The sequence below is a fragment of the Streptosporangium sp. CA-135522 genome (assembly GCF_050949235.1).
Lineage (GTDB): Bacteria > Actinomycetota > Actinomycetes > Streptosporangiales > Streptosporangiaceae > Streptosporangium.
In genome coordinates this window covers 8863969-8882203 of sequence record NZ_CP192026.1, presented here as the reverse complement: position 1 = coordinate 8882203, position 18235 = coordinate 8863969, and the positions used below count along the sequence as shown (strand labels likewise).

Here is an 18235-nt window from a genome sequence, read left to right as displayed (position 1 = left end):
CACATCGCTCAGCAATAAGTTCACCCCCCACATGGGTTCGAATCGAGGCAACGATATGAAACTCGGAACTGCGGCAACGGGTGCGGCGCTGCTCGCGCTCGTCTTCACCACCTCGGCGTGCGGCTCGTCGGCGAGCACCGGCGGTAGCGCCCAGCCCGCCGCCGACGCCGGGGCCAAGGGCGGCAAGGTCGGGATCGACTTCCCGCGCGCCGACTCCGACTTCTGGAACTCCTACAACAAATACGTCCCCCAGCTCGCCGGTGAGCTGGGCGTCGATCTGATGCCGCCGACCAACTCCCAGAACGACGTGGCCAAGCTGGTCGCCAACACCCAGGCGATGATGGGCCAGGGAGCCAAGGCGATCGTCATGGCCCCGCAGGACACCGGCGCGATCGCCTCCACGTTGCAGACCCTGGAGAGCAAGAACATCCCGGTGGTCTCGGTGGACACCCGCCCGGACAAGGGCAAGGTCTTCATGGTCGTGCGGGCCGACAACAAGGCCTACGGCACCAAGGCGTGCGAGTTCCTCGGCGAGAAGCTGGGCGGCAAGGGCAAGATCGTCGAGCTCATGGGCGCGCTGTCGTCGATCAACGGCCGGGACCGGGCCGAGGCGTTCGGCGCGTGCATGAAGGAGAAGTTCCCCGGGATCACCGTCTTCGAGGAGCCGACCGAGTGGGACGGCACCAAGGCCGCCTCGATGCTGCAGACGCGGCTCCAGCAGCACCCGGACGTCAAGGGCGTCTACATGCACGCCGGCGGCGTCCACCTGGCCCCGACCCTGCAGGTGCTCAAGGCCAAGGGCCTGATCACGCCGCCGGAGGACCCCAAGCACGTCTTCGTGATCTCCAACGACGGCATCCCGCAGGAGTTCGACGCCATCCGCAAGGGGGAGATCGACGCCACGATCTCCCAGCCGGCCGACCTGTACGCCAAGTACGCGCTCTTCTACGCCAAGGCGGCGGTCGACGGCAAGACCTTCCAGCCCGGCCCGACCGACCACGACAGCACGATCATCCAGCTGCCGAACGGCCTTGAGGACCAGCTTCCCGCCCCGCTGGTGACCAAGGAGAATGTGGACGACAAGAACCTCTGGGGCAACCAGGTCAAGTGATGACATCTTCCGTTAAAGCGGTTGAAGCGCTTGGTATCACCAAGCGCTTCGGCCCGACCACCGCGCTCAACGGTGCCGAAATCGCCATCACCGAGGGGGAGACGCACGCGCTGGTCGGCAGGAACGGCGCGGGCAAGTCGACGCTGGTGTCGATCCTGACCGGGCTGCAGCGGCCCGACGAGGGCGAGGTCCGCTTCGGCGGCGAGCTCGCGCCGCCGCTGGCCGACCGGGACGCCTGGCGGCAGCGCGTCGCCTGCGTCTACCAGAAGTCGACGATCATTCCCGCGCTGACCGTCGCGGAGAACCTGTTCCTGAACCGCCAGACGGACCGGGGCGCGATCAGATGGCGCACCCTGCGCACGCGGGCCAGGCAGCTCCTGGAGCAGTACGGCGTGGACGTGGACGCCGACAGCCTCGCCGGAGATCTCGGCGTCGAGCAGCGGCAGCTCCTGGAGATCGCCAGGGCGTTGTCGTTCGGCGCCCGGTTCATCATCCTGGACGAGCCCACCGCGCAGCTCGACGGCCCGGCCATCCAGCGGCTCTTCGAGCGGATGCGCGCGCTGCGCGAGCAGGGCGTGACGATGATGTTCATCTCGCACCACCTGGACGAGGTCTACGAGATCTGCCAGAGCGTCTCGGTCTTCCGCGACGCCCGGCACATCGTCACCACCACGGTGGGCGACCTCCCGCACGCCCAGCTGGTCGACGCGATGACCGGCGAGGCCACCGCCGCCTACGAATACCGCTCCCGTACGGTGGACTCCTCGGCCCCCGTCGTCCTCGCCGCCCGGGGACTCGGCATCGACGGCCGCTACGAGAACGTGGACCTGACCATCCGGTCCGGGGAGATCGTCGGCCTGGCCGGCTCCGGCAGCAGCGGCAAGGTCGGCCTGGCCGAGACCCTGGTGGGCCTGCGCAGGGCCGACACCGGCACGGTGGCCGTCAACGGCGTCACGGTCAAGCCGGGGGACGTGCCCTCGGTGCTCGCCGCCGGACTCGGGTTCGTCCCCCAGGACCGGCACCGGGAGGGCTTCGTCCCGCTGCTGTCGATCGCGGAGAACGCCACGATCCCGATCGCGGGCAAGCTCGGCCGGTACGGCGTGATCTCTCCGGCGCGCCGGCGCGCGCGAGGCGACCGGATGATCGCCGAACTGGACATCAAGACGACCGGTCCCGATCAGCCGGTGGCCGACCTGTCCGGCGGCAACGCCCAGAAGGTCGTGCTGGCCAGGGCGCTCGCCGACGACCCCCGGGCGCTCGTGGTCATCAACCCGACCGCCGGGGTGGACGTCAAGGCCAAACACTCGCTCCTGGGCGCCGTGGAGGACGCGGCCGCCCGGGGGACCGGAACCGTACTGGTCTCCGACGAGCTCGACGACCTGCGGATCTGCGACCGGGTTCTGGTCATGTTCCACGGCAGGGTCGTGAAGGACGTGCCGCGCGGCTGGACCGACACCGAACTGGTGGCGGCGATGGAAGGTATCGATCACTGATGACCACTACAAAGATTCCCAGCGCGCCGGCCGTTCCCCAGGGGCGGCGGATCCGGCTCGGGCGCTTCCGGGACCTCACCCTGGTCCCGGTGATCGTCGTGCTGCTGATCGCCGGGTCGTTCGTGGACCCGGTCTTCCTCACCCCGGGAAACCTGACCAACGTCCTGCAGCAACAGTCGGCCCTGGCACTGGTGGTGCTCGCCGAGTCGCTGATCCTCATCGCCGGCAAGTTCGACCTGTCGCTGGAGTCCACGGTCGGCATGGCCCCCGCCGTCGGCGTGATGCTGGTCATCCCGGTGGCGGCAGGCGGGTTCGGGCTGGAGCTGCCCGGAATTCTGGCGATCCCGCTCTGCCTGCTGATCGGCGGGCTGGTGGGCGCCTTCAACGGCTTCCTGATCATGCGGTTCCAGCTCTCGGCCTTCATCGTCACGCTGGCCATGATGATCGTCGTCCACGGCCTCCAGCTCGGCCTCACGCAGGGCAAGAGCCTGTTCGCGCTGCCGGAGTCGTTCCTCTACCTCGGCAGCGCCAGCTGGCTGGGCGTGCCGGCGGCCATCTGGATCACCGGTGCGCTGTTCGCCGCGGCCATCGCCGCGCTCGGCTACTTCCGGGCCGGTCGCTCGCTGTACGCCATCGGCGGCAACGCCGACGCCGCCCGCGCCGCGGGCATCCGGGTCGAGCGGGTCCTCTGGACCGTCTTCGTGATCGGCGGCGTGATCGCCGCGCTCGCCGGAGTGCTGGAGACCGGCCGCCTGGGCGGCATCAGCGCCAACCAGGGCGTCGGCTGGATCTTCATGGCCTTCGCCGCCGCGGTCATCGGCGGGGTGAGCATGGACGGCGGCAAGGGCACGATCCTCGGCGCCCTCACCGGTGTCCTGGTGATCGGCCTCGTCGAGAACATCCTGACGCTGAAGGGCGTTCCCGGCGAGTGGAAGCAGCTCGTCTACGGCTCGATCATCCTCATCGCCCTGATGATCAGCCGCCTCGCCGGCGGCAAGGCGCAGGATTGACCACCGTGACCCCCTCCGCGAGTGACGACGGCGAGGCGCAGGATTGACCACCGTGACCCCCTCCATGAGTGACGACGGCGAGGCGCGAGACTGACTGCCATGAACCTCCCCTTGAGCGAGTACGGCTTCGGCGCGGCCCCGATCGGCAACCTGTTCACCGCCGTGAGCGATGCCGAGGCCGCGGCGGCGGTGGACGCCGCCTACGACGCCGGCTTCCGCCTCTTCGACACCGCGCCCCACTACGGGCTCGGCCTGTCGGAGCGGCGGCTCGGCGCCGCTCTGGCCGGCCGGCCCCGCGCCTCCTACACCCTGTCCACCAAGGTCGGCCGTCTGCTGGTGCCGTCCGACGCGGACGGCGGGGCCTCCGGCGCGCGGGGTTCCACCGGCCGGGACGACCAGGGGTTCGACGTCCCGGCCGACCTGCGCCGGGTGTGGGACTTCTCGCGCGACGGGGTACGACGGTCGCTGGAGGAGAGCCTGGCGCGGCTCGGTCTCGACACGGTCGACATCGTGCTGATCCACGACCCGGACGACCACTGGGAGCAGGCCGTCTCGCAGGCCTATCCGGCCCTGGCCGAGCTGCGTGACCAGGGAGTCGTCAAAGCCGTCGGGGTCGGCATGAACCAGGCGGGGATGCTCGCCCGGTTCGTCCGCGAGACCGATGTCGACATGGTCATGCTCGCCGGTCGCTACACGCTCGTCGATCAGTCGGGGGCCGAGGAACTGCTGCCGCTCTGCCGGGAGCGGGGGGTCTCGGTGCTCGCCGCCGGGGTGTTCAACAGCGGCCTGCTGGCCACCCACGACCCGTCGGGCACCTACGACTACGCCCCGGCCCCCGAGCCGCTGCTCGCCCGTGCCCGCCGCATCGCGGCGGTGTGCGAGCGTCACGGCGTCACCCTGCCCCAGGCGGCGCTGGCCTTCCCGCTGCGTCATCCGGCGGTCGCGTCGGTGGTCGTCGGCGCCAGATCCGCCGGCGAGGTCGCCCGCAACGCCGCCCTGGTCGCCCGGCCCATCCCCGGCGATCTGTGGGCCGACCTCGCGGCCGAGGGGCTGATCCCCGGTTGATGGCCGAGTCAGCCCGCGCCTGAGCGGGTCCGCGTCTGAGTCGGCCCGCGCCTGAGCGGGTCCGTGTCTGAGTCGGCCCGCGCCTGAGCGGGTCCGTGCCTGAGTCGGCCCGTGCCTGAGTCGGCCCGTGCCCGAGCCGACCAGTGCCCGAGCCGGCTGCGCCTGAGCCGGCCTGCGCCCGAGTCCGCTCGGCGACGGGTGCGGGCGGCGGTCAGTAGCCGCCGAACCAGCCGGGGATGTCGAGGCGGAAGAAGTCCGGCGGCGTGACCTTGCGCAGGTCGGCCTCCATCGCGCGCAGCCGCTCCTCACCGAGCGTCTCGGCCCAGCGGGCCCGCAGCTCGTCGAAGACGCGTGCCGACTGCACGAGGGAGTCGACGCCGCGCTCGGTGAGCCGTACGACCTTGCGCCGTGCGTCACGGGGATCGGAGCCGCGCTCCACGTAGCCCAGACGTTCGAGCGAGTCGATGGTCTTGCCCGCCGCCTGCTTGGAGACCCCCAGCCTGCGGCCGAGCTCGGCGGCGGTCGTGCCGTCGACGCCGATCGCCTGGAAGACGAACCCGTGCATCGGCCGCAGGTCGGGATGCCCCTGGCGGGCGAGCTGGGCATGGAGCTCGTCGATGATGACGCGGAAGCCGAGGAGCAACCGCAGCGGCAGCTCGAAGCCCGGTGGATCATTTGACACGGTAGGCAACCCAGTTCGCTTTATTGACAACTGTGTTGTCCAACTTAGGGGACCGCCCGATGCTTGTCATCCGCTACGCGGACAGAGGGGTGGGGCGGCCGTTGCCGCCAGTCCCGCGATGAGGGCGTCCAGGGCGAAGTCGAAGCGAGCCTGGTGGTCCTGCGGGGTGCCGAGACCGGCCCTGACCGCCTCGGTGAGATTGGGCAGCTCCTCCGGCTCCGTCTCGGGGACCCGGGGCGGGGTGCCGCCGGGAGGGTCGATCTCGGCCAGGCAGTGGCCGGTCGTGAACGTCGCGACCGCGTTCATGGCGTGACACGCCTCCCGCAGGCCGAAGCCCGACGCCCGCAGCACCGCCAGGCCGGCTTCCAGCGTGCGCAGCCCCTGGAGCGTGGCCACCGGCCGGGTGGCCACCAGGTGCAGCACCCCGGGGTGTCGCAGCAGCTCCCGCCTGAACGAGACGGCGAAGTCGCGCAGCAGGTGCTGCCAGCCGGCCTGGGGGACGACCGTGAACGCGTGGGTCGCGACCCGCTCGACCAGACCGTCGAGGACGGCGTCCTTGTTGGGCACGTAGTAGTAGAGCGTCATCGCCTCCACGCCGAGCGCTGCTCCCAGCTTCCGCATGGACAGGCCTCCGGCGCCCACCTGGTCCACCAGCTCCAGCGCCGCGTCCAGCACCCGCTCTCGGGACATCTTCTTCGTCATGCCACCCCTTGACTTTCTTACGGCGTAAGAGAAATCATAGCCGCAGACGGAATCTTACGCTGTAAGAAAGGTGGGACATGAACGCCGGTAAGGATGTCGTGTGGGGGTTCTTCAATGCGATCAGCGAGCGCAGGCCCGAGGATCTCGTCGCCTACATGGCGGCCGACGTCGTCGATCACAACAAGATCATTCATGGTGAGGCCGACGAGCCCGGCGCCGCGTTCGACGGCATCCGGCAGCAGCTGGCCGCGTTCGACCCGCTTCACGTTCGCGTCGAGGAGCTGATCGCCGAGGGCGACCGCGTGGTGGCGCGCGTCACCATGTCCGGTGAACACACCGGGACCCATCCCCGCATGCCCCGGCCGGTGAACCGGGGTTTCGAGAATGAGGCGATCTTCCTGTTCACGCTGGTGGACGGCAAGATCTCCGAGATTCGGGCGGTCAGCGACCGGCTGGGCATGTTCCTGCAACTCGGCTGGGAGTGGCCCGAGATCGACTGATCGACCGTGATCCTCCGCCGTACGGCCGGCGCCCCATAGTCGCTCTCAGCCGTACGGCCGGCGACCCGTCACGGCCCTTCGCCGTACGGCCGGCGGCCCGTCACGCGGCTCCGGCGGGGGCGCCGGGACCGCTGGTCGGCCCGGCCCAGCGCTCCACCCGACCGTCTCGCTTGATCATGAAACCGCGCTTGAGCGGGCGGAGCATCACGGTCGTCTCGATGGCCCGCATGCCCCGCAGGCCGCCGATCTCCCGCAGGAACTCGTACAGCTCAGGCCGGCCGGGCAGGGCGACCTGCGCCACCAGCTGGTGGTCGCCGGCCACGGCTACGGCGCACCTGACCTCGGGCCGGGCGGCGAGCGCGGCGCCCACGGACTCCACCTCGCTGTCGGCCACCCGCAGCCAGAGCACGGCTTCGGTGGGCAGCCCCAGGTAGGCGGGCTCGATTTCGGCGCGGATGCGCAGGATGCCCCGCCGGAGCAGGGAGTCCAGGCGGCGGCGGGCCGTCGACTCGCTGATCTCCGCAGCCGCCGCGACCTCGGCGTGGGTGGCCCGGCCGTCGGTGACCACCGCCGCGATGATCCGCTCGTCCTCGGCGGAGGGCACCTCGCTCATGCGCTGGAAGCGCCCCGGCGGCGGGGTCCACCGCTCGCGCAGCCCCTCGGCCTCCTGCGGGGTGAGCACGCCGAGATACCAGTCCAGGGGAGTGCTGAAGTATTTCAGCGCCGGATAGGCGGTGCTCTCCAGCACCCCGTCGATCGCCGGGATGTTCCGGAAGAGCAGGTCCACCAGCGCGTCGTCGGCCACGGAGAGCTCCGCCGTACAGTCCACCGAGCCCGAGACCAGCGTGACGAACCGGGTCTGCGGCAGCTCGGCGAGGGCCGTCCCGGCGTCGATCACCGAGCCGGGGCGGCAGCGTAGCCGGAGCACGGCCGATCCCAGCCGCCGATCGTCGACCAGCCCGGCCACCGACAGCACACCCGACTCCATCAGCCGGGTCGCCCGCCGTGCCACGTTGCGGGTCGGTTCGTCCAGTACCCGGCCGATCCGATCCCAGGTGGCCCGCCCGTTCACCTGCAGGGCGGCTACCACCCTCAGATCGGCTCCGTCGAGTGGCTGCATGGGGTCATCCTCGTCGTCGCTGGGTCGGTCCGCCCCAAGGGTACGACTTTATGATCTTTCCTGAAGAATGATCGTTCAGGCGAGCGCGCTGCGGAGCCAATCCTCGACCCCGGCGATGTGGACCGTCGCCCAGGCGCGGGCGACCTCCGGCTGCCGGGCGGCGATGGCGTCGCAGATCGCGGCGTGCTGCTCGCGGGTCTTCTCCAGGGCGTTCTCCTGGGTCAGGCCCCGCCAGATCCGGGCTCTGGTGGTGGGGCCCGACAGGCTCTCTATGAGAGAACACAGCACCGCGTTGCCCGATCCCGCCGCGATGTGCTGGTGGAACTCCAGATCGTTGGCGACGAGCTGCTCCACGCTCGGGTCGGCGGGCAGCTGGGCGAGGATCCTGCGCAGCCCGTCGACCTCGGGCTCGGTCATCCGCGTCGCGGCCATCGCCGTCGCCGCCGGTTCGAGGATCCGCCGGACCTGGAAGAACTGCAGCACGGTGTCGTCCTGGTGGAAGTCCACCACGAACGACATCGCATCCAGCAGCAGGCGGGGCTCAAGGCTGGTCACGTAGGTGCCGTCACCCTGGCGCACGTCCAGCACGTTGATCAGAGCCAGCGCGCGCACGGCCTCGCGCAGGGAGTTGCGCGACAGGCCGAGCCGCTCGGCCAGGTCCGCCTCCTTCGGCAGCCTGCTCCCGGGAGCGAGCTCGCCCGATAGGATCATCTGCTTGATCTTGTCGATAGCGGCGTCGGTGACCGCCACGCTTCACCATCCTCGGGGTCCCTCAGACATCGGATGTCTACGAGTGTAGGGCGAAGCGGACCGGATCCATCCCCGGAGTGCGGCGGACCACTCCTCGGACCTCAAGAGTGCGCAGGTGGGCCGCCGCCTCCCCGGCGGCCATGCCCCGCAGGACCGCCGGGAGCTCCTCCCACGGGCGGTTCCAGGTCATCCGGCCGGCGGTCTCCCAGATGGTGAGAGGCTCTCCGGCCTCGGCCAGCAGGGCCGCGAGCCGTACGAGCCTGTCCTCGTGGTGCGTGCGGATCTCCGTCACCCGAGCCGCCGTATCTTGAAATATCCATTCATGGGCGGGAAGGGCTTCGAGCTCGCCCAGATCCGCGACCTTCTCCAGCGACTCCAGGAAGTCGCCGAGAGGGTCCACGTCGGTACGGTCGTAGGGGTAGACGCCGATGTGCGGGGTGATGGCCGGCAGCACGTGGTCCCCGGTGAAGAGCCGGCCGGCGTCCTCCAGGTGCAGGCACACGTGGCCCGGGGTGTGGCCGGGAGTCCAGACCGTGCGGAGCCTGCGCCCGGGCAGGTCGATCAGGTCGCCGTCGCGGAGCGCCAGGTCGGGCAGCGCCGGTGGCCGCGGCTGCTCCGCCGTCACCTCCTCCACCTCGACCACGCCCGCCCCCGCCCGGCGCAGCATGTCGGCCTGGAAGGCGCGGTGCACGCCGTCCCCGGCGTCGCGGATGAGCTTGACCAGCGCGAGGTCGGCCTCGTGCATGGCGATCCAGGCTCCGGACTCCTCTCGCACCCGTCCGGCCAGTCCGGCGTGGTCGGGATGGAAGTGGGTGACCACCACCCCCCTGACCTCGCGGACGTCGATGCCGGCGGCGGCCAGCCCGTCCCGCAGCGCCTGCCAGGCCTCCGGATGGTTCCAGCCCGCGTCGACCAGCACCGGTCCGGCGGGGGACTCGATCGCGTAGACCAGTGTGTAGCCGAGCGGGTTGCCGGGGATGGGGACCGGCACGCTCCACACCCCGCCGCCGGTGTCGATCGGGCGCTGTTCGCTGTACGGCCTGCGGCGGGATTTCAAAGGTGGTGCTCCTCGCTTCTAAAGTCGTTCGAGGACGGTCGCCGTGGCGAGAGCCCCGCCCGCGCACATCGACACCAACGCGGTGGACGAGTCCGACCTCTCCAACTCGTGCAGGGCGGTGGTGATCAGACGAGAGCCGGTCGCGCCGACCGGATGGCCGAGCGCGATGGCGCCGCCGCCCGTGTTGACCCGGTCCATGTCCGGCTCGTGCACCGACGCCCAGGAGAGGACGACCGAGGCGAACGCCTCGTTCACCTCGAACCGGTCGATGTCCGCGACGGTCATGCCCGTGGTGGACAGGACCTTGGCGGTCGCGTCCACCGGCCCGTCCAGGTGGTAGTACGGTTCGGCGCCCACGAGCGTCTGGGCGAGGATGCGGGCCCGGGGACGCAGGCCGTACCGGGCGGCGGCCTCCTCGCTCATCAGCAGCACCGCCGCCGCGCCGTCGGAGATCTGGGAGGCGGTGCCCGCGGTGTGCAGGCCGATGTCGCCCATCACCGGCTTGAGCCGGGCCAGCCCCTCGACGGTCGTCTCGCGCAGTCCCTGATCCCGGTCGACGACCCGGCTCTCGCCGGTCGGCAACCCGTCCTCGCCGAGCACCGGCGCGGTCACCTTGACGATCTCCCGGTCGAACCGGCCCTCGGCCCACGCCTCGGCGGCCAGCTGCTGGGACCGGGCGCCGAAGAGGTCGAGCCCCTCCCGGGTCAGCCCGCGCCGCCGGGCGATCCGCTCGGCGGCGGTGAACTGGTCGGGCAGGTCCACCGCCCAGTCGTCGGGCCGGGGCTTGGCCGGCAGCACGTTGCTGCCCAGCGGCGCGCGGCTCATCACCTCGACGCCGCAGGCGATGCCGACGTCGATGACGCCCGAGTGGATCAGGGCCGCGACCAGGTGCACGGCCTGCTGGGAGGAGCCGCACTGGGCGTCGATCGTGGTCACGCCCGTCTGGTACGGCAGGCCGGCGTAGAGCCACGCGTGCCGTCCGACGTGACCGCCCTGCTCGCCGGCCTGGGTGACGCATCCGGTGAAGACCTGGCTCACGATCGCCGGGTCGATCCCGGCCCTGTCCACCAGGCCGTTCAGCGCCGCGGCGAGCACCGCCTGCGGCTTAAGCCCCGCCAGCAGGCCGTTGCGCCTGCCGATCGGGGTTCTCACGGCCTCGACGATCACTGCACCCATACGATCCCCTCGCCCGGCGGCTCGGAGCCGGCGTCGCGAGCCGGTCTCTCGGCGCGTCGTTCTAGAACGTCGCTCTGGTCGTCTTCCGACTGCGACTGTAACGCGTTCTAGTTTCGGGTGGAAGGAGGAGGTTGCAAATCGGCGAGCAGGCGGGTGGCGGCGATCTCGATGCGACGCTGGATCTGCTCGTACGTGCGACGGCCGCGCAGCATCTCCAGCAGCTCGTGCACCCAGACGCTGGCCAGCGAGCCGGCCAGGGCGAACTGCTCCTCGCTGGCGGTCTCCACGGTGAGGTCCTCTCCGGCGACGCGCAGCAGCAGGCCCGCCATGCGGTCCCCGAACGGGGTGTCCACCTCGGCCATGATCAGTGAGCGGATGAGCGCGTCGGCGAGCTCCGGTTCGCGCATCAGGCCCCGGGTGGCGCGCATCAGGACGTCGACGGCCCGGCCCGAAGCCGTGGCGGCGTTGGGCGGCCGGCGCTCGATGCTGCTCTCCAGCAGGTCGATCTCCTCGCCGACGACGGCGACGACCAGATCCATCTTGGAGGGGAAGTAGCGGTAGAGGGTGCCGAGGGCGACTCCGGCGCGCTCGGCGACGGTGCGCATCTGCATGGCCTCCACGCCGCCGCGCGAGGCGAGGGCGGCGGCGGCCTGGACGATGCGCTTGCGCCGCTGGTGCTGGCTTCTCGTGCGGACGCCGACGGACGCCGATTCGCTCTGCACGTCGGGTGCCCCCTTGGTCTTGGCCGGTGCGGCGACGCTCGGGGCCGGCGGACCGGGGAGGCGCGAGGCGACCGGTGCCTCGATGGTCACATGCGGGGTACGCATGAGAACACGTTATCTGATTTCCGGATACTCCGATTGGTTACTCACCGGTCACAAAGATGCCCCGTTCGTGCATGGCATATGCGTTAGGGCGACATGCCGTGACTTATTGCTACGGGCCGCCTATGGACAAATAATAGAATCTGTTCTAGTTTTCGGAGCGGCTGGCCTGAGCATCATCGCTGGGAGGCGTAGTGTCCGGGGAGACGTTGGCGGAGCTGCTGGAGCGGCGCGCCGAGGACGACCGGCCCGGGCTGCTCTTCGAGGACCGGGTGTGGAGCTGGCGCGAATACGTCGCCGAATGCCGGGTCAGGGGCGCCCGGATGGACGCCCGGGGCCGGGTCGTGCACGTGGGGGCGCTCTTCGACAACGTTCCCGAGCTGCTCTTCCTGCTGGGCGGGGCCGCCCTGTCCGGCCACGTGCTGGTCGCGCTGAACACGACCAGGAGCCCCGCCGAGCTCGCCCGGGACGCGGACGCGACCCACGTGGACCTCATCGCCTGCGACCCCGCGTACGCGGAGCTCGCCGCCGAGATCACCGAGCTCCGCGAGCTCCGCGACGCCCGTGGCCGCGGTGAGCCCGGTGAATCCGGTGAATCCGGTGAGCCCGGTGAGCCCGGTGAGCTCGATGGATCGGGTGAATCCGGTGAGTCCCTCGGTCCCGGCCGGCTCCGCGACGCGGTCCCCCCTCCCGCGCGGGCGGACGCCGACGGGTTGGTCATGTTGATCTTCACCTCCGGAACGTCGGGCCGGCCCCGGGCGGTCCGGGTCACGCAGCGGAAGATCGCCGTTCCCGGCCTCAGCCTGGCCGCGATGCTCTCGCCGCGGGACGTCGTCTACTGCTCGATGCCGCTGTTCCACTCCGGGGCCGTCATGGCGGCGTACGCGCCGGCGGTGGCGTCGGGGGCCGCGCTGGTGCTCCGGCGGAAGTTCTCCGCGTCGGGACTGATACCCGACGTCAGGCGGTACGGCGTCACCTACCTGCACTACGTTGGCAAGGCGCTCTCCTATGTCCTGTCCACCCCGCCGGAGCCCGGCGACGCGGACAACACGCTCAGGATCGCCTTCGGCAACGAGGGGAGCGCCACCGCGGTCCAGCGCTTCGGGCGGAGGTTCGGCTGCAGTGTCATCGACGCGTTCGGTTCCACCGAGACGGCGATAGCGATCACCCCCGATCCCGGCGGGCCGCCCGGCTGCCTGGGCAGGCTGCCCGCCGGGGTCGAGATCCGCGACCCCCTCAGCGGGCGCCGGTGCCCGCCCGCGGTCATCGAGGACGGGAGGCTGCTCAACGCGGACGAGGCGATCGGGGAACTGGTCAACACCGAGGGACAGGGCCTGTTCGACGGCTACTACAACGACCCCGAGGCCGACCGTGAGCGGATCCGGGAGGGTGCGTTCTGGTCGGGCGACCTGGCCTACGCCGACGCCGGGGGCCATGTGTTCTTCGCGGGCCGGGGCACCGAGCGGCTCCGCGTCGACGGGGAGAACCTGGCGGTCGCGCCGATCGAGGCGGTCGTCCGGGAGTTCCCCGGCGTGATCGAGGCCGCCGTCTACCCGGTGCCCGACGCGGCGGCGGGAGACCAGGTCATGGCGGCCCTGGTGCTGGAGGGCGACTTCGACCAGGCGGCTTTCGCGGACTTCCTGGCCGGCCGGAAGGACCTCGGCCCGAAGGCGGTGCCCCGATACGTCCGGGTGAGCGAGGAGCTGCCGCAGACCGCCTCGAACAAGGTCGTCAAGCGGGTCCTCGCCGCCGAGGCATGGCACACCGGCGACCCCGTCTGGTGGCGCCCCCCGGGACAGCGGCGATGGCGGCCGCTGACCCCCGACGACATCACCGAGATCGACGACGAGTTCGCCCGGCACGGCCGGCGACACCCCCTGGAGCGCTAGTGGACTTCAATCTCGACGAGACGCAGAGTGACCTGCGCGGCCTCGCGGCCGAACTGCTCGGCCGCGAGGTGACCTCAGGCAGGCTCGAAGCACACGAGGCGAGCGGCGCGCCGTACGACGCGAAGCTGTGGCGCTCCCTCGCCCGGGCCGGTCTGCTGGGCGCCTGCCTGCCGGAGGAGGCGGGCGGAGCCGGGCTCGGGCCGGTCGGGCTGGCGGTCGTCCTGCGGGAGATCGGCGCGCACGTGGCACCGGTCCCCGTCCAGCAGAGCCTGGTCGCGGCGCTGGTCATCGCCCGGTACGGCTCCCGCGAGCAGCGTGAGGCACTGGCCCCGATGGCCGAGGGCGATCTCGTGCTGACCTCCGCGCCGCGCGAGCCCGGCCGCGACCTCGGCGCCGTCCCCGCCACGACCGCCCGAAGGCAGGGCGCGGGGTGGGTGCTGGACGGGCGCAAGAGCACGGTGTCCTACGCGGCCGAGGCGTCGGCGGTCCTCGTCCCCGCCGCCACCGACGGCGGCGTCGGCCTGTTCCTGGTCGACCCGGCGGCGGCGGCCGTACGGGCGGAGCCCACCTCCACCGGCGAGCCCGCCGCCACGCTCACGCTGGACGGGACCCCGGGCGAGCCGGTCGGCGCGCAGGACGGCGAGGCGTTCGACGGGCTGCGGCGGCTGGCGCTGGCCGGGATCGTCGCCGTCTCCTCCGGAGTGCTGGCCGGGGCGCTGGCGCTGACCACGGAGTACATCAGGACACGCAGGCAGTTCGACCGGGCACTGGCCGAGTTCCAGGCGGTGACCGTGCAGATCGCCGACGTCTACATCGCCGGACGGGCGCTGGACGTGGCCATGTGGTCCGGGGTGTGGCGGCTGGCCGAGGGTTCGGCCGAGGAGGCCGAGACCGACCTGGCCGTCGGAGCCCTCACCGTGACGGACTCGGCGCTCCAGGCGCTCTACACCTGCCAGCACCTGCACGGCGGGATCGGCCTGGACGTGACCTACCCGCTGCACCGCTACTTCGCCTGGGGAAAGCACCACGCCCACCTGCTGGGCGGCGTGGAGGCCCGGCTCGACACGATCGGAGCGCTCGTCTGATGCTGATCGACCTGACCCCCGGGCAGAAGAGACTCCGCGACGAGTTACGCGAGTACTTCCGGGGCTGCCTGACCGCCGAGGACCGTAAGAAGATCTCCGCCGACCCGTTCGGCCACGCCTACATGGAGCACTGCCGAAACCTCGGCCGTGACCGCAAGCTCGGGCTGGGCTGGCCGAAGGAGTACGGCGGCGGCGGATACGGCCCGCTGGAACAGCAGATCTTCGCCAACGAGATCGCCCGCGCGGAGGTGCCCTATCCGATCATCACGGTGCAGACCGTCGGACCGACCCTCATGCAGTACGGCACGGCGGCGCAGAAGGAGTTCTTCCTGCCGCGCATCCTGGCCGGGGAGTGCCATTTCGCGATCGGCTACAGCGAGCCCGAGGCCGGCACCGACCTGGCGTCCCTGCGGACCACCGCGGTCCGCGACGGCGACCACTACGTCGTCAACGGCCAGAAGATCTTCACCTCGGGCGCGCACTACTCCCAGTACGTCTGGCTGGCCGCCCGCACCGACCCGGAGGCCAAGAAGCACCGCGGCATCACGATGATGATCGTCGACTGCGCCGACCCCGGTTTCTCGTGGACCCCCATCACGACCATGGACGGGCGCCACCACACCAACTCCACCTACTACGCCGACGTGCGCGTCGCGGTGGACATGGTGGTCGGGGAGGAGAACAAGGGCTGGGACCTGATCGTCAACCAGCTCAACCACGAGCGGGTCACGCTCGGCCCGGCGGGCAACATCGCCCACACCTACGACCGCTTCCTGCGCTGGGCGCGGCGCACCGGCCTGGTCGAGGAGCCCGCCGTGCGGCGCGCGCTCGGCCGGGTCTACGCCTGCCTGCGGACCAACGAACTGCTGAACTGGCAGGTCGCGGCCAACATGGACCTGGGCTGGCTGGGCGCTCCCGACGCCTCGGCGACGAAGATCTACGGCTCGGAGCGGATGCAGGAGGTCGGCAGGATCGTCGGTGACGTGCTGGCCCGCTTCGGCGACCCGGCCGACCCGGAGACGGCCGACTTCGCCGAGCGCCTCGACCACGGCGTCAAGGGCGCGATCGTGCTCACCTTCGGCGGCGGTGTCAACGAGGTCCAGCGTGAGCTGATCGCCATGCTCGGCCTGAGCCTGCCGAGGCCGCCCCGATGACCACCACGACGGAACCCGCCCTTCACGACCGGCTCATGGCCCTGGCCGAGCGGCAGATCGCGGCCGGCGAGGTCCGGGGCGTCGCCGCGGCGGATCCGGTCAACCTCCCGATGATCCGGCACTGGGCCGACGCCATGGGGGACGCCAACCCCGTCTACACCGACGCGGAGATCGCGGCGGGCAGCGTGCACGGGGAGATCGTGGCGCCCCCGGCGATGATCCAGGTATGGAACATGCCCGGTGTGAACCGGGGCGGCAAGCAGGTGAGCACCCCGGTCGACGACGTGCTCAGGGCGCTGGACGACAACGGCTACACCGGGGTGGTGGCCACCAACTGCGAGCAGACCTACCACCGCTACCTGCGGCTCGGTGAAAGGCTGGTCCCCGCCACCCGGTTCACCGACCTCTCCGGGCCGAAGAGGACGGCGCTCGGCGAGGGCTACTTCGTCACGTGGAACGTCACGTGGTACGCGGGGGACGAACCCGTGGCCCGCATGCTCTTCCGGGTACTGAAATTTCGCCCCAGGGAGCGGAAAACCAAGCCCGAGGCCCGCGAGCCGTATCCGCTGAAGCCCGCGATCAACAGGGACACCGCGTTCTTCTGGGAGGGTGTCGCCAAGGGCGAGCTCCGGATCCAGAAATGCGCTGACTGCGGCGAGCTCCGGCACCCCCCGGGCCCGGTCTGCCCGTCGTGCCGTTCGGTCGAGCGGACGCACGTCGTGGCGGGCGGTGAGGGCGAGATCTACAGCTATGTCGTGCACCACAACCCTCCGGTTCCGGGGCTGAACACTCCCTTTGTGGTTGCTGTGGTGCAGTTGCCGGAAGGTGTACGGATCGTGGGCAATGTCGTGGACTGCTTGTCTGGAGAAGTGGGTATCGGTATGCCGTTGCGTGTGACGTATCGCCAGATGGACGACGAGCTGATCCTGCCGATGTGGGTCCCCCGGGAGTCGTGATGCGGACACTTACCGAAGACGAGGTCGAGGTCGGATCCGTCCTCCCCGATCTCCTGATCGAGCTGAGCCCCACCACGATCGTCTCGACGGCGCTGGCGACGATGGACTTCACCCCGGTCCACCACGACGTCGAAGGCGCCCGGGCACAGGGCTCGAAGGACATCTTCCTCAATATCCTGACCACGATGGGCCTCGTCGAACGCTACGTCACCGACTGGGCGGGCCCCGAGGCGCTGATCCGCGGCATCAACGTCAAGCTCGGCGTCCCCGCCTACGCGGGTGACACGCTGTCCTTCACCGGCACCGTCGTCGCCTGCGACGACGGCGAGTTCACCGTCGAGGTCCGGGGCAAGGTCAGCCTCGGCGACCACGCCTCCGGCACCGTCCGGTTCGCCCTCCCCGATCGCTGAACGCGGCCCCGCAGACTCCGCCAGCCTCCGCCCGCAGAAAGGCACCCATCACCGTGGTCTCCCTTCCGGGGAGTACGGCTGTCGCCGGCATCGGCGCGACCGAGTTCTCCAAGCAGTCAGGACGCTCCGAGCTCCAGCTCGCCGCCGAGGCGGTGTTCGCCGCGCTGGACGACGCGGGCCTGAGCCCCTCGGACGTGGACGGGCTGGTGACCTACACCCAGGACGCCAACCAGGAGATCGCCGTGGCCCGCGAGGTGGGCATCGGCGATCTGACGTTCTTCTCCCGCGTGCACTACGGCGGCGGCGCGGCCTGCGGCACCGTGTTGCACGCCGCGATGGCGGTCGCCACCGGGGTCGCCGAGACCGTGGTCTGCTACCGGGCGTTCAACGAGCGTTCGGGGCGCAGGTTCGGCCAGCCCGACGCCCGGATCGGCGGCGAGCCGTCGTCCCAGGGGCTGGAGATGAGCTGGCACGTGCCGTACGGGCTGATGACCCCGGCGGGCTGGGTCGCCATGTTCGCCCGGCGCTACATGCACGCCTACGGCGTGACCTCCGAGGACTTCGGCAGGGTGGCCGTGGCCATGCGCCGGCACGCGGCCACCAACCCCGCCGCGTGGTTCCACGGGCGCCCGATCACGCTGGAGGAGCACCAGACCTCCAAGTGGATCGTCGAGCCGCTGCACCTGCTCGACTGCTGCCAGGAGAGCGACGGGGCGGTGGCGCTGGTGGTCACCTCCGCCGAGCGGGCCAGGGACCTGCGCAGATCGCCGGCCCTGATCAGCGCCGCGGCCCAGGGCGCGGGCGCCGGTCAGATGATGATGACCAGCTACTACCGCGACGAGATGACCGGCCTGCCGGAGATGGGGGTGGTCGGCCGCCGCCTCTGGGAGCAGGCCGGTCTCGGACCCGCCGACATCCAGACCGCCATCCTGTACGACCACTTCACCCCGTTCGTGCTCACCCAGCTCGAGGAGCTCGGCTTCTGCGGGCGTGGTGAGGCGCGCGACTTCGTGGCCGGCGGCGGCATCGAGATCGACGGCCACCTGCCGGTCAACCCGCACGGCGGCCAGCTCGGCGAGGCCTACATCCATGGGATGAACGGCATCGCCGAGGCCGTCAGGCAGATCCGGGGCACCTCGGCGAACCAGGTGGCCGGCGTCCGCAACGTCCTGGTCACCGCCGGGACCGGCGTGCCGACCAGCGGATTGATCCTGTCTGCGGAGTGATGTCTGTTTTGGTGGCATTATTGCG

General features: G+C 70.8%; 18 protein-coding genes. 11 read left to right on the top strand and 7 right to left on the bottom strand.

All coding sequences use genetic code 11. The features are described from left to right. The first annotated feature begins 55 nt into the window (after positions 1-55). The 4 genes from ACQPYK_RS41740 (at position 56) to ACQPYK_RS41725 (ending at position 4679) form a co-directional block, all read left to right on the top strand. Positions 56-1111, top strand: coding sequence for a sugar ABC transporter substrate-binding protein (locus tag ACQPYK_RS41740; RefSeq protein WP_433244506.1), 1056 nt, complete (start codon positions 56-58; stop codon positions 1109-1111). Further along, positions 1111-2604: a sugar ABC transporter ATP-binding protein gene (locus ACQPYK_RS41735; protein ID WP_433244503.1), complete on the top strand. Its 1494-nt coding sequence runs from the start codon at positions 1111-1113 to the stop codon at positions 2602-2604. Before ACQPYK_RS41740 ends, ACQPYK_RS41735 begins: the two co-directional genes overlap by 1 nt. Beyond that, positions 2604-3614, top strand: a complete 1011-nt coding sequence (locus ACQPYK_RS41730; protein ID WP_433244500.1) for an ABC transporter permease — start codon at positions 2604-2606, stop codon at positions 3612-3614. Before ACQPYK_RS41735 ends, ACQPYK_RS41730 begins: the two co-directional genes overlap by 1 nt. 99 nt (positions 3615-3713) lie before the next feature. Next, complete coding sequence (locus ACQPYK_RS41725; RefSeq protein WP_433244497.1) at positions 3714-4679, top strand: aldo/keto reductase; 966 nt, start codon at positions 3714-3716, stop codon at positions 4677-4679. 211 nt (positions 4680-4890) lie between these two features. Here the strand turns inward: ACQPYK_RS41725 and ACQPYK_RS41720 are convergent, their stop codons facing one another. Then, a complete protein-coding gene (locus tag ACQPYK_RS41720) occupies positions 4891-5361 on the bottom strand; it encodes a MarR family winged helix-turn-helix transcriptional regulator (RefSeq protein ID WP_433244494.1) in 471 nt (156 codons plus the stop codon). A gap of 66 nt (positions 5362-5427) precedes the next feature. After that, positions 5428-6063 (bottom strand): TetR/AcrR family transcriptional regulator C-terminal domain-containing protein, encoded by a 636-nt coding sequence (locus ACQPYK_RS41715; protein WP_433244491.1) that lies wholly within the window; start codon positions 6061-6063, stop codon positions 5428-5430. Positions 6064-6140: 77 nt separating this feature from the next. Here ACQPYK_RS41715 and ACQPYK_RS41710 point away from each other — a divergent pair, with 77 nt between their 5' ends. Beyond that, positions 6141-6563: an ester cyclase gene (locus ACQPYK_RS41710; RefSeq protein ID WP_433244488.1), complete on the top strand. Its 423-nt coding sequence runs from the start codon at positions 6141-6143 to the stop codon at positions 6561-6563. Between the two features lie 100 nt (positions 6564-6663). On the opposite strand, the gene ACQPYK_RS41705 is transcribed toward ACQPYK_RS41710, so the two are convergent. The 5 genes from ACQPYK_RS41705 to ACQPYK_RS41685 form a co-directional block, all read right to left on the bottom strand. Further along, positions 6664-7683, bottom strand: a complete 1020-nt coding sequence (locus ACQPYK_RS41705; protein WP_433244485.1) for an Lrp/AsnC family transcriptional regulator — start codon at positions 7681-7683, stop codon at positions 6664-6666. A 75-nt stretch (positions 7684-7758) separates the two neighbouring features. Beyond that, positions 7759-8433, bottom strand: coding sequence for a FadR/GntR family transcriptional regulator (locus ACQPYK_RS41700; RefSeq protein WP_433244482.1), 675 nt, complete (start codon positions 8431-8433; stop codon positions 7759-7761). Between the two features lie 37 nt (positions 8434-8470). Further along, the gene (locus tag ACQPYK_RS41695; RefSeq protein WP_433244479.1) at positions 8471-9490 is read right to left on the bottom strand and encodes an MBL fold metallo-hydrolase; all 1020 of its coding nucleotides are present in this window, start codon (positions 9488-9490) and stop codon (positions 8471-8473) included. A gap of 18 nt (positions 9491-9508) precedes the next feature. Then, positions 9509-10666, bottom strand: a complete 1158-nt coding sequence (locus ACQPYK_RS41690; protein ID WP_433244476.1) for a steroid 3-ketoacyl-CoA thiolase — start codon at positions 10664-10666, stop codon at positions 9509-9511. Positions 10667-10773: 107 nt separating this feature from the next. Beyond that, a complete protein-coding gene (locus ACQPYK_RS41685) occupies positions 10774-11493 on the bottom strand; it encodes a TetR family transcriptional regulator (RefSeq protein ID WP_433244473.1) in 720 nt (239 codons plus the stop codon). A 191-nt stretch (positions 11494-11684) separates the two neighbouring features. On the opposite strand from ACQPYK_RS41685, the gene ACQPYK_RS41680 reads away from it, so the two are divergent. Genes ACQPYK_RS41680 through ACQPYK_RS41655 form a run of 6 tightly spaced genes read left to right on the top strand, consistent with a single transcriptional unit; the run spans position 11685 to position 18210 of the window. After that, a complete protein-coding gene (locus tag ACQPYK_RS41680; protein ID WP_433244470.1) occupies positions 11685-13379 on the top strand; it encodes an AMP-binding protein in 1695 nt (564 codons plus the stop codon). Beyond that, positions 13379-14464 (top strand): acyl-CoA dehydrogenase family protein, encoded by a 1086-nt coding sequence (locus ACQPYK_RS41675; RefSeq protein ID WP_433244467.1) that lies wholly within the window; start codon positions 13379-13381, stop codon positions 14462-14464. The genes ACQPYK_RS41680 and ACQPYK_RS41675 overlap by 1 nt, the downstream gene beginning before the upstream one ends. Next, positions 14464-15618, top strand: coding sequence for an acyl-CoA dehydrogenase family protein (locus ACQPYK_RS41670; RefSeq protein WP_433244464.1), 1155 nt, complete (start codon positions 14464-14466; stop codon positions 15616-15618). The genes ACQPYK_RS41675 and ACQPYK_RS41670 overlap by 1 nt, the downstream gene beginning before the upstream one ends. Next, on the top strand, positions 15615-16574 hold the full coding sequence (locus ACQPYK_RS41665) for a bifunctional MaoC family dehydratase N-terminal/OB-fold nucleic acid binding domain-containing protein (RefSeq protein WP_433244461.1): 960 nt from the start codon (positions 15615-15617) through the stop codon (positions 16572-16574). Before ACQPYK_RS41670 ends, ACQPYK_RS41665 begins: the two co-directional genes overlap by 4 nt. Continuing rightward, entirely contained in the window at positions 16574-16984 is a 411-nt protein-coding gene (locus ACQPYK_RS41660) for a MaoC/PaaZ C-terminal domain-containing protein (RefSeq protein ID WP_433244458.1), read from the top strand. Before ACQPYK_RS41665 ends, ACQPYK_RS41660 begins: the two co-directional genes overlap by 1 nt. A gap of 53 nt (positions 16985-17037) precedes the next feature. Continuing rightward, positions 17038-18210 (top strand): lipid-transfer protein, encoded by a 1173-nt coding sequence (locus ACQPYK_RS41655; protein WP_433244455.1) that lies wholly within the window; start codon positions 17038-17040, stop codon positions 18208-18210. The last annotated feature ends 25 nt before the right edge of the window (positions 18211-18235 follow it).

Bases quoted from the DNA above. Each gene is read 5' to 3' on its own strand.
- ACQPYK_RS41740 (WP_433244506.1), top strand. From the start codon at position 56: ATGAAACTCGGAACTGCGGCAACGGGTGCGGCGCTGCTCGCGCTCGTC.
- ACQPYK_RS41735 (WP_433244503.1), top strand. From the start codon at position 1,111: ATGACATCTTCCGTTAAAGCGGTTGAAGCGCTTGGTATCACCAAGCGC.
- ACQPYK_RS41730 (WP_433244500.1), top strand. From the start codon at position 2,604: ATGACCACTACAAAGATTCCCAGCGCGCCGGCCGTTCCCCAGGGGCGG.
- ACQPYK_RS41725 (WP_433244497.1), top strand. From the start codon at position 3,714: ATGAACCTCCCCTTGAGCGAGTACGGCTTCGGCGCGGCCCCGATCGGC.
- ACQPYK_RS41715 (WP_433244491.1), bottom strand. From the start codon at position 6,063: ATGACGAAGAAGATGTCCCGAGAGCGGGTGCTGGACGCGGCGCTGGAG.
- ACQPYK_RS41710 (WP_433244488.1), top strand. From the start codon at position 6,141: ATGAACGCCGGTAAGGATGTCGTGTGGGGGTTCTTCAATGCGATCAGC.
- ACQPYK_RS41705 (WP_433244485.1), bottom strand. From the start codon at position 7,683: ATGCAGCCACTCGACGGAGCCGATCTGAGGGTGGTAGCCGCCCTGCAG.
- ACQPYK_RS41690 (WP_433244476.1), bottom strand. From the start codon at position 10,666: ATGGGTGCAGTGATCGTCGAGGCCGTGAGAACCCCGATCGGCAGGCGC.
- ACQPYK_RS41685 (WP_433244473.1), bottom strand. From the start codon at position 11,493: ATGCGTACCCCGCATGTGACCATCGAGGCACCGGTCGCCTCGCGCCTC.
- ACQPYK_RS41670 (WP_433244464.1), top strand. From the start codon at position 14,464: ATGCTGATCGACCTGACCCCCGGGCAGAAGAGACTCCGCGACGAGTTA.
- ACQPYK_RS41665 (WP_433244461.1), top strand. From the start codon at position 15,615: ATGACCACCACGACGGAACCCGCCCTTCACGACCGGCTCATGGCCCTG.
- ACQPYK_RS41660 (WP_433244458.1), top strand. From the start codon at position 16,574: ATGCGGACACTTACCGAAGACGAGGTCGAGGTCGGATCCGTCCTCCCC.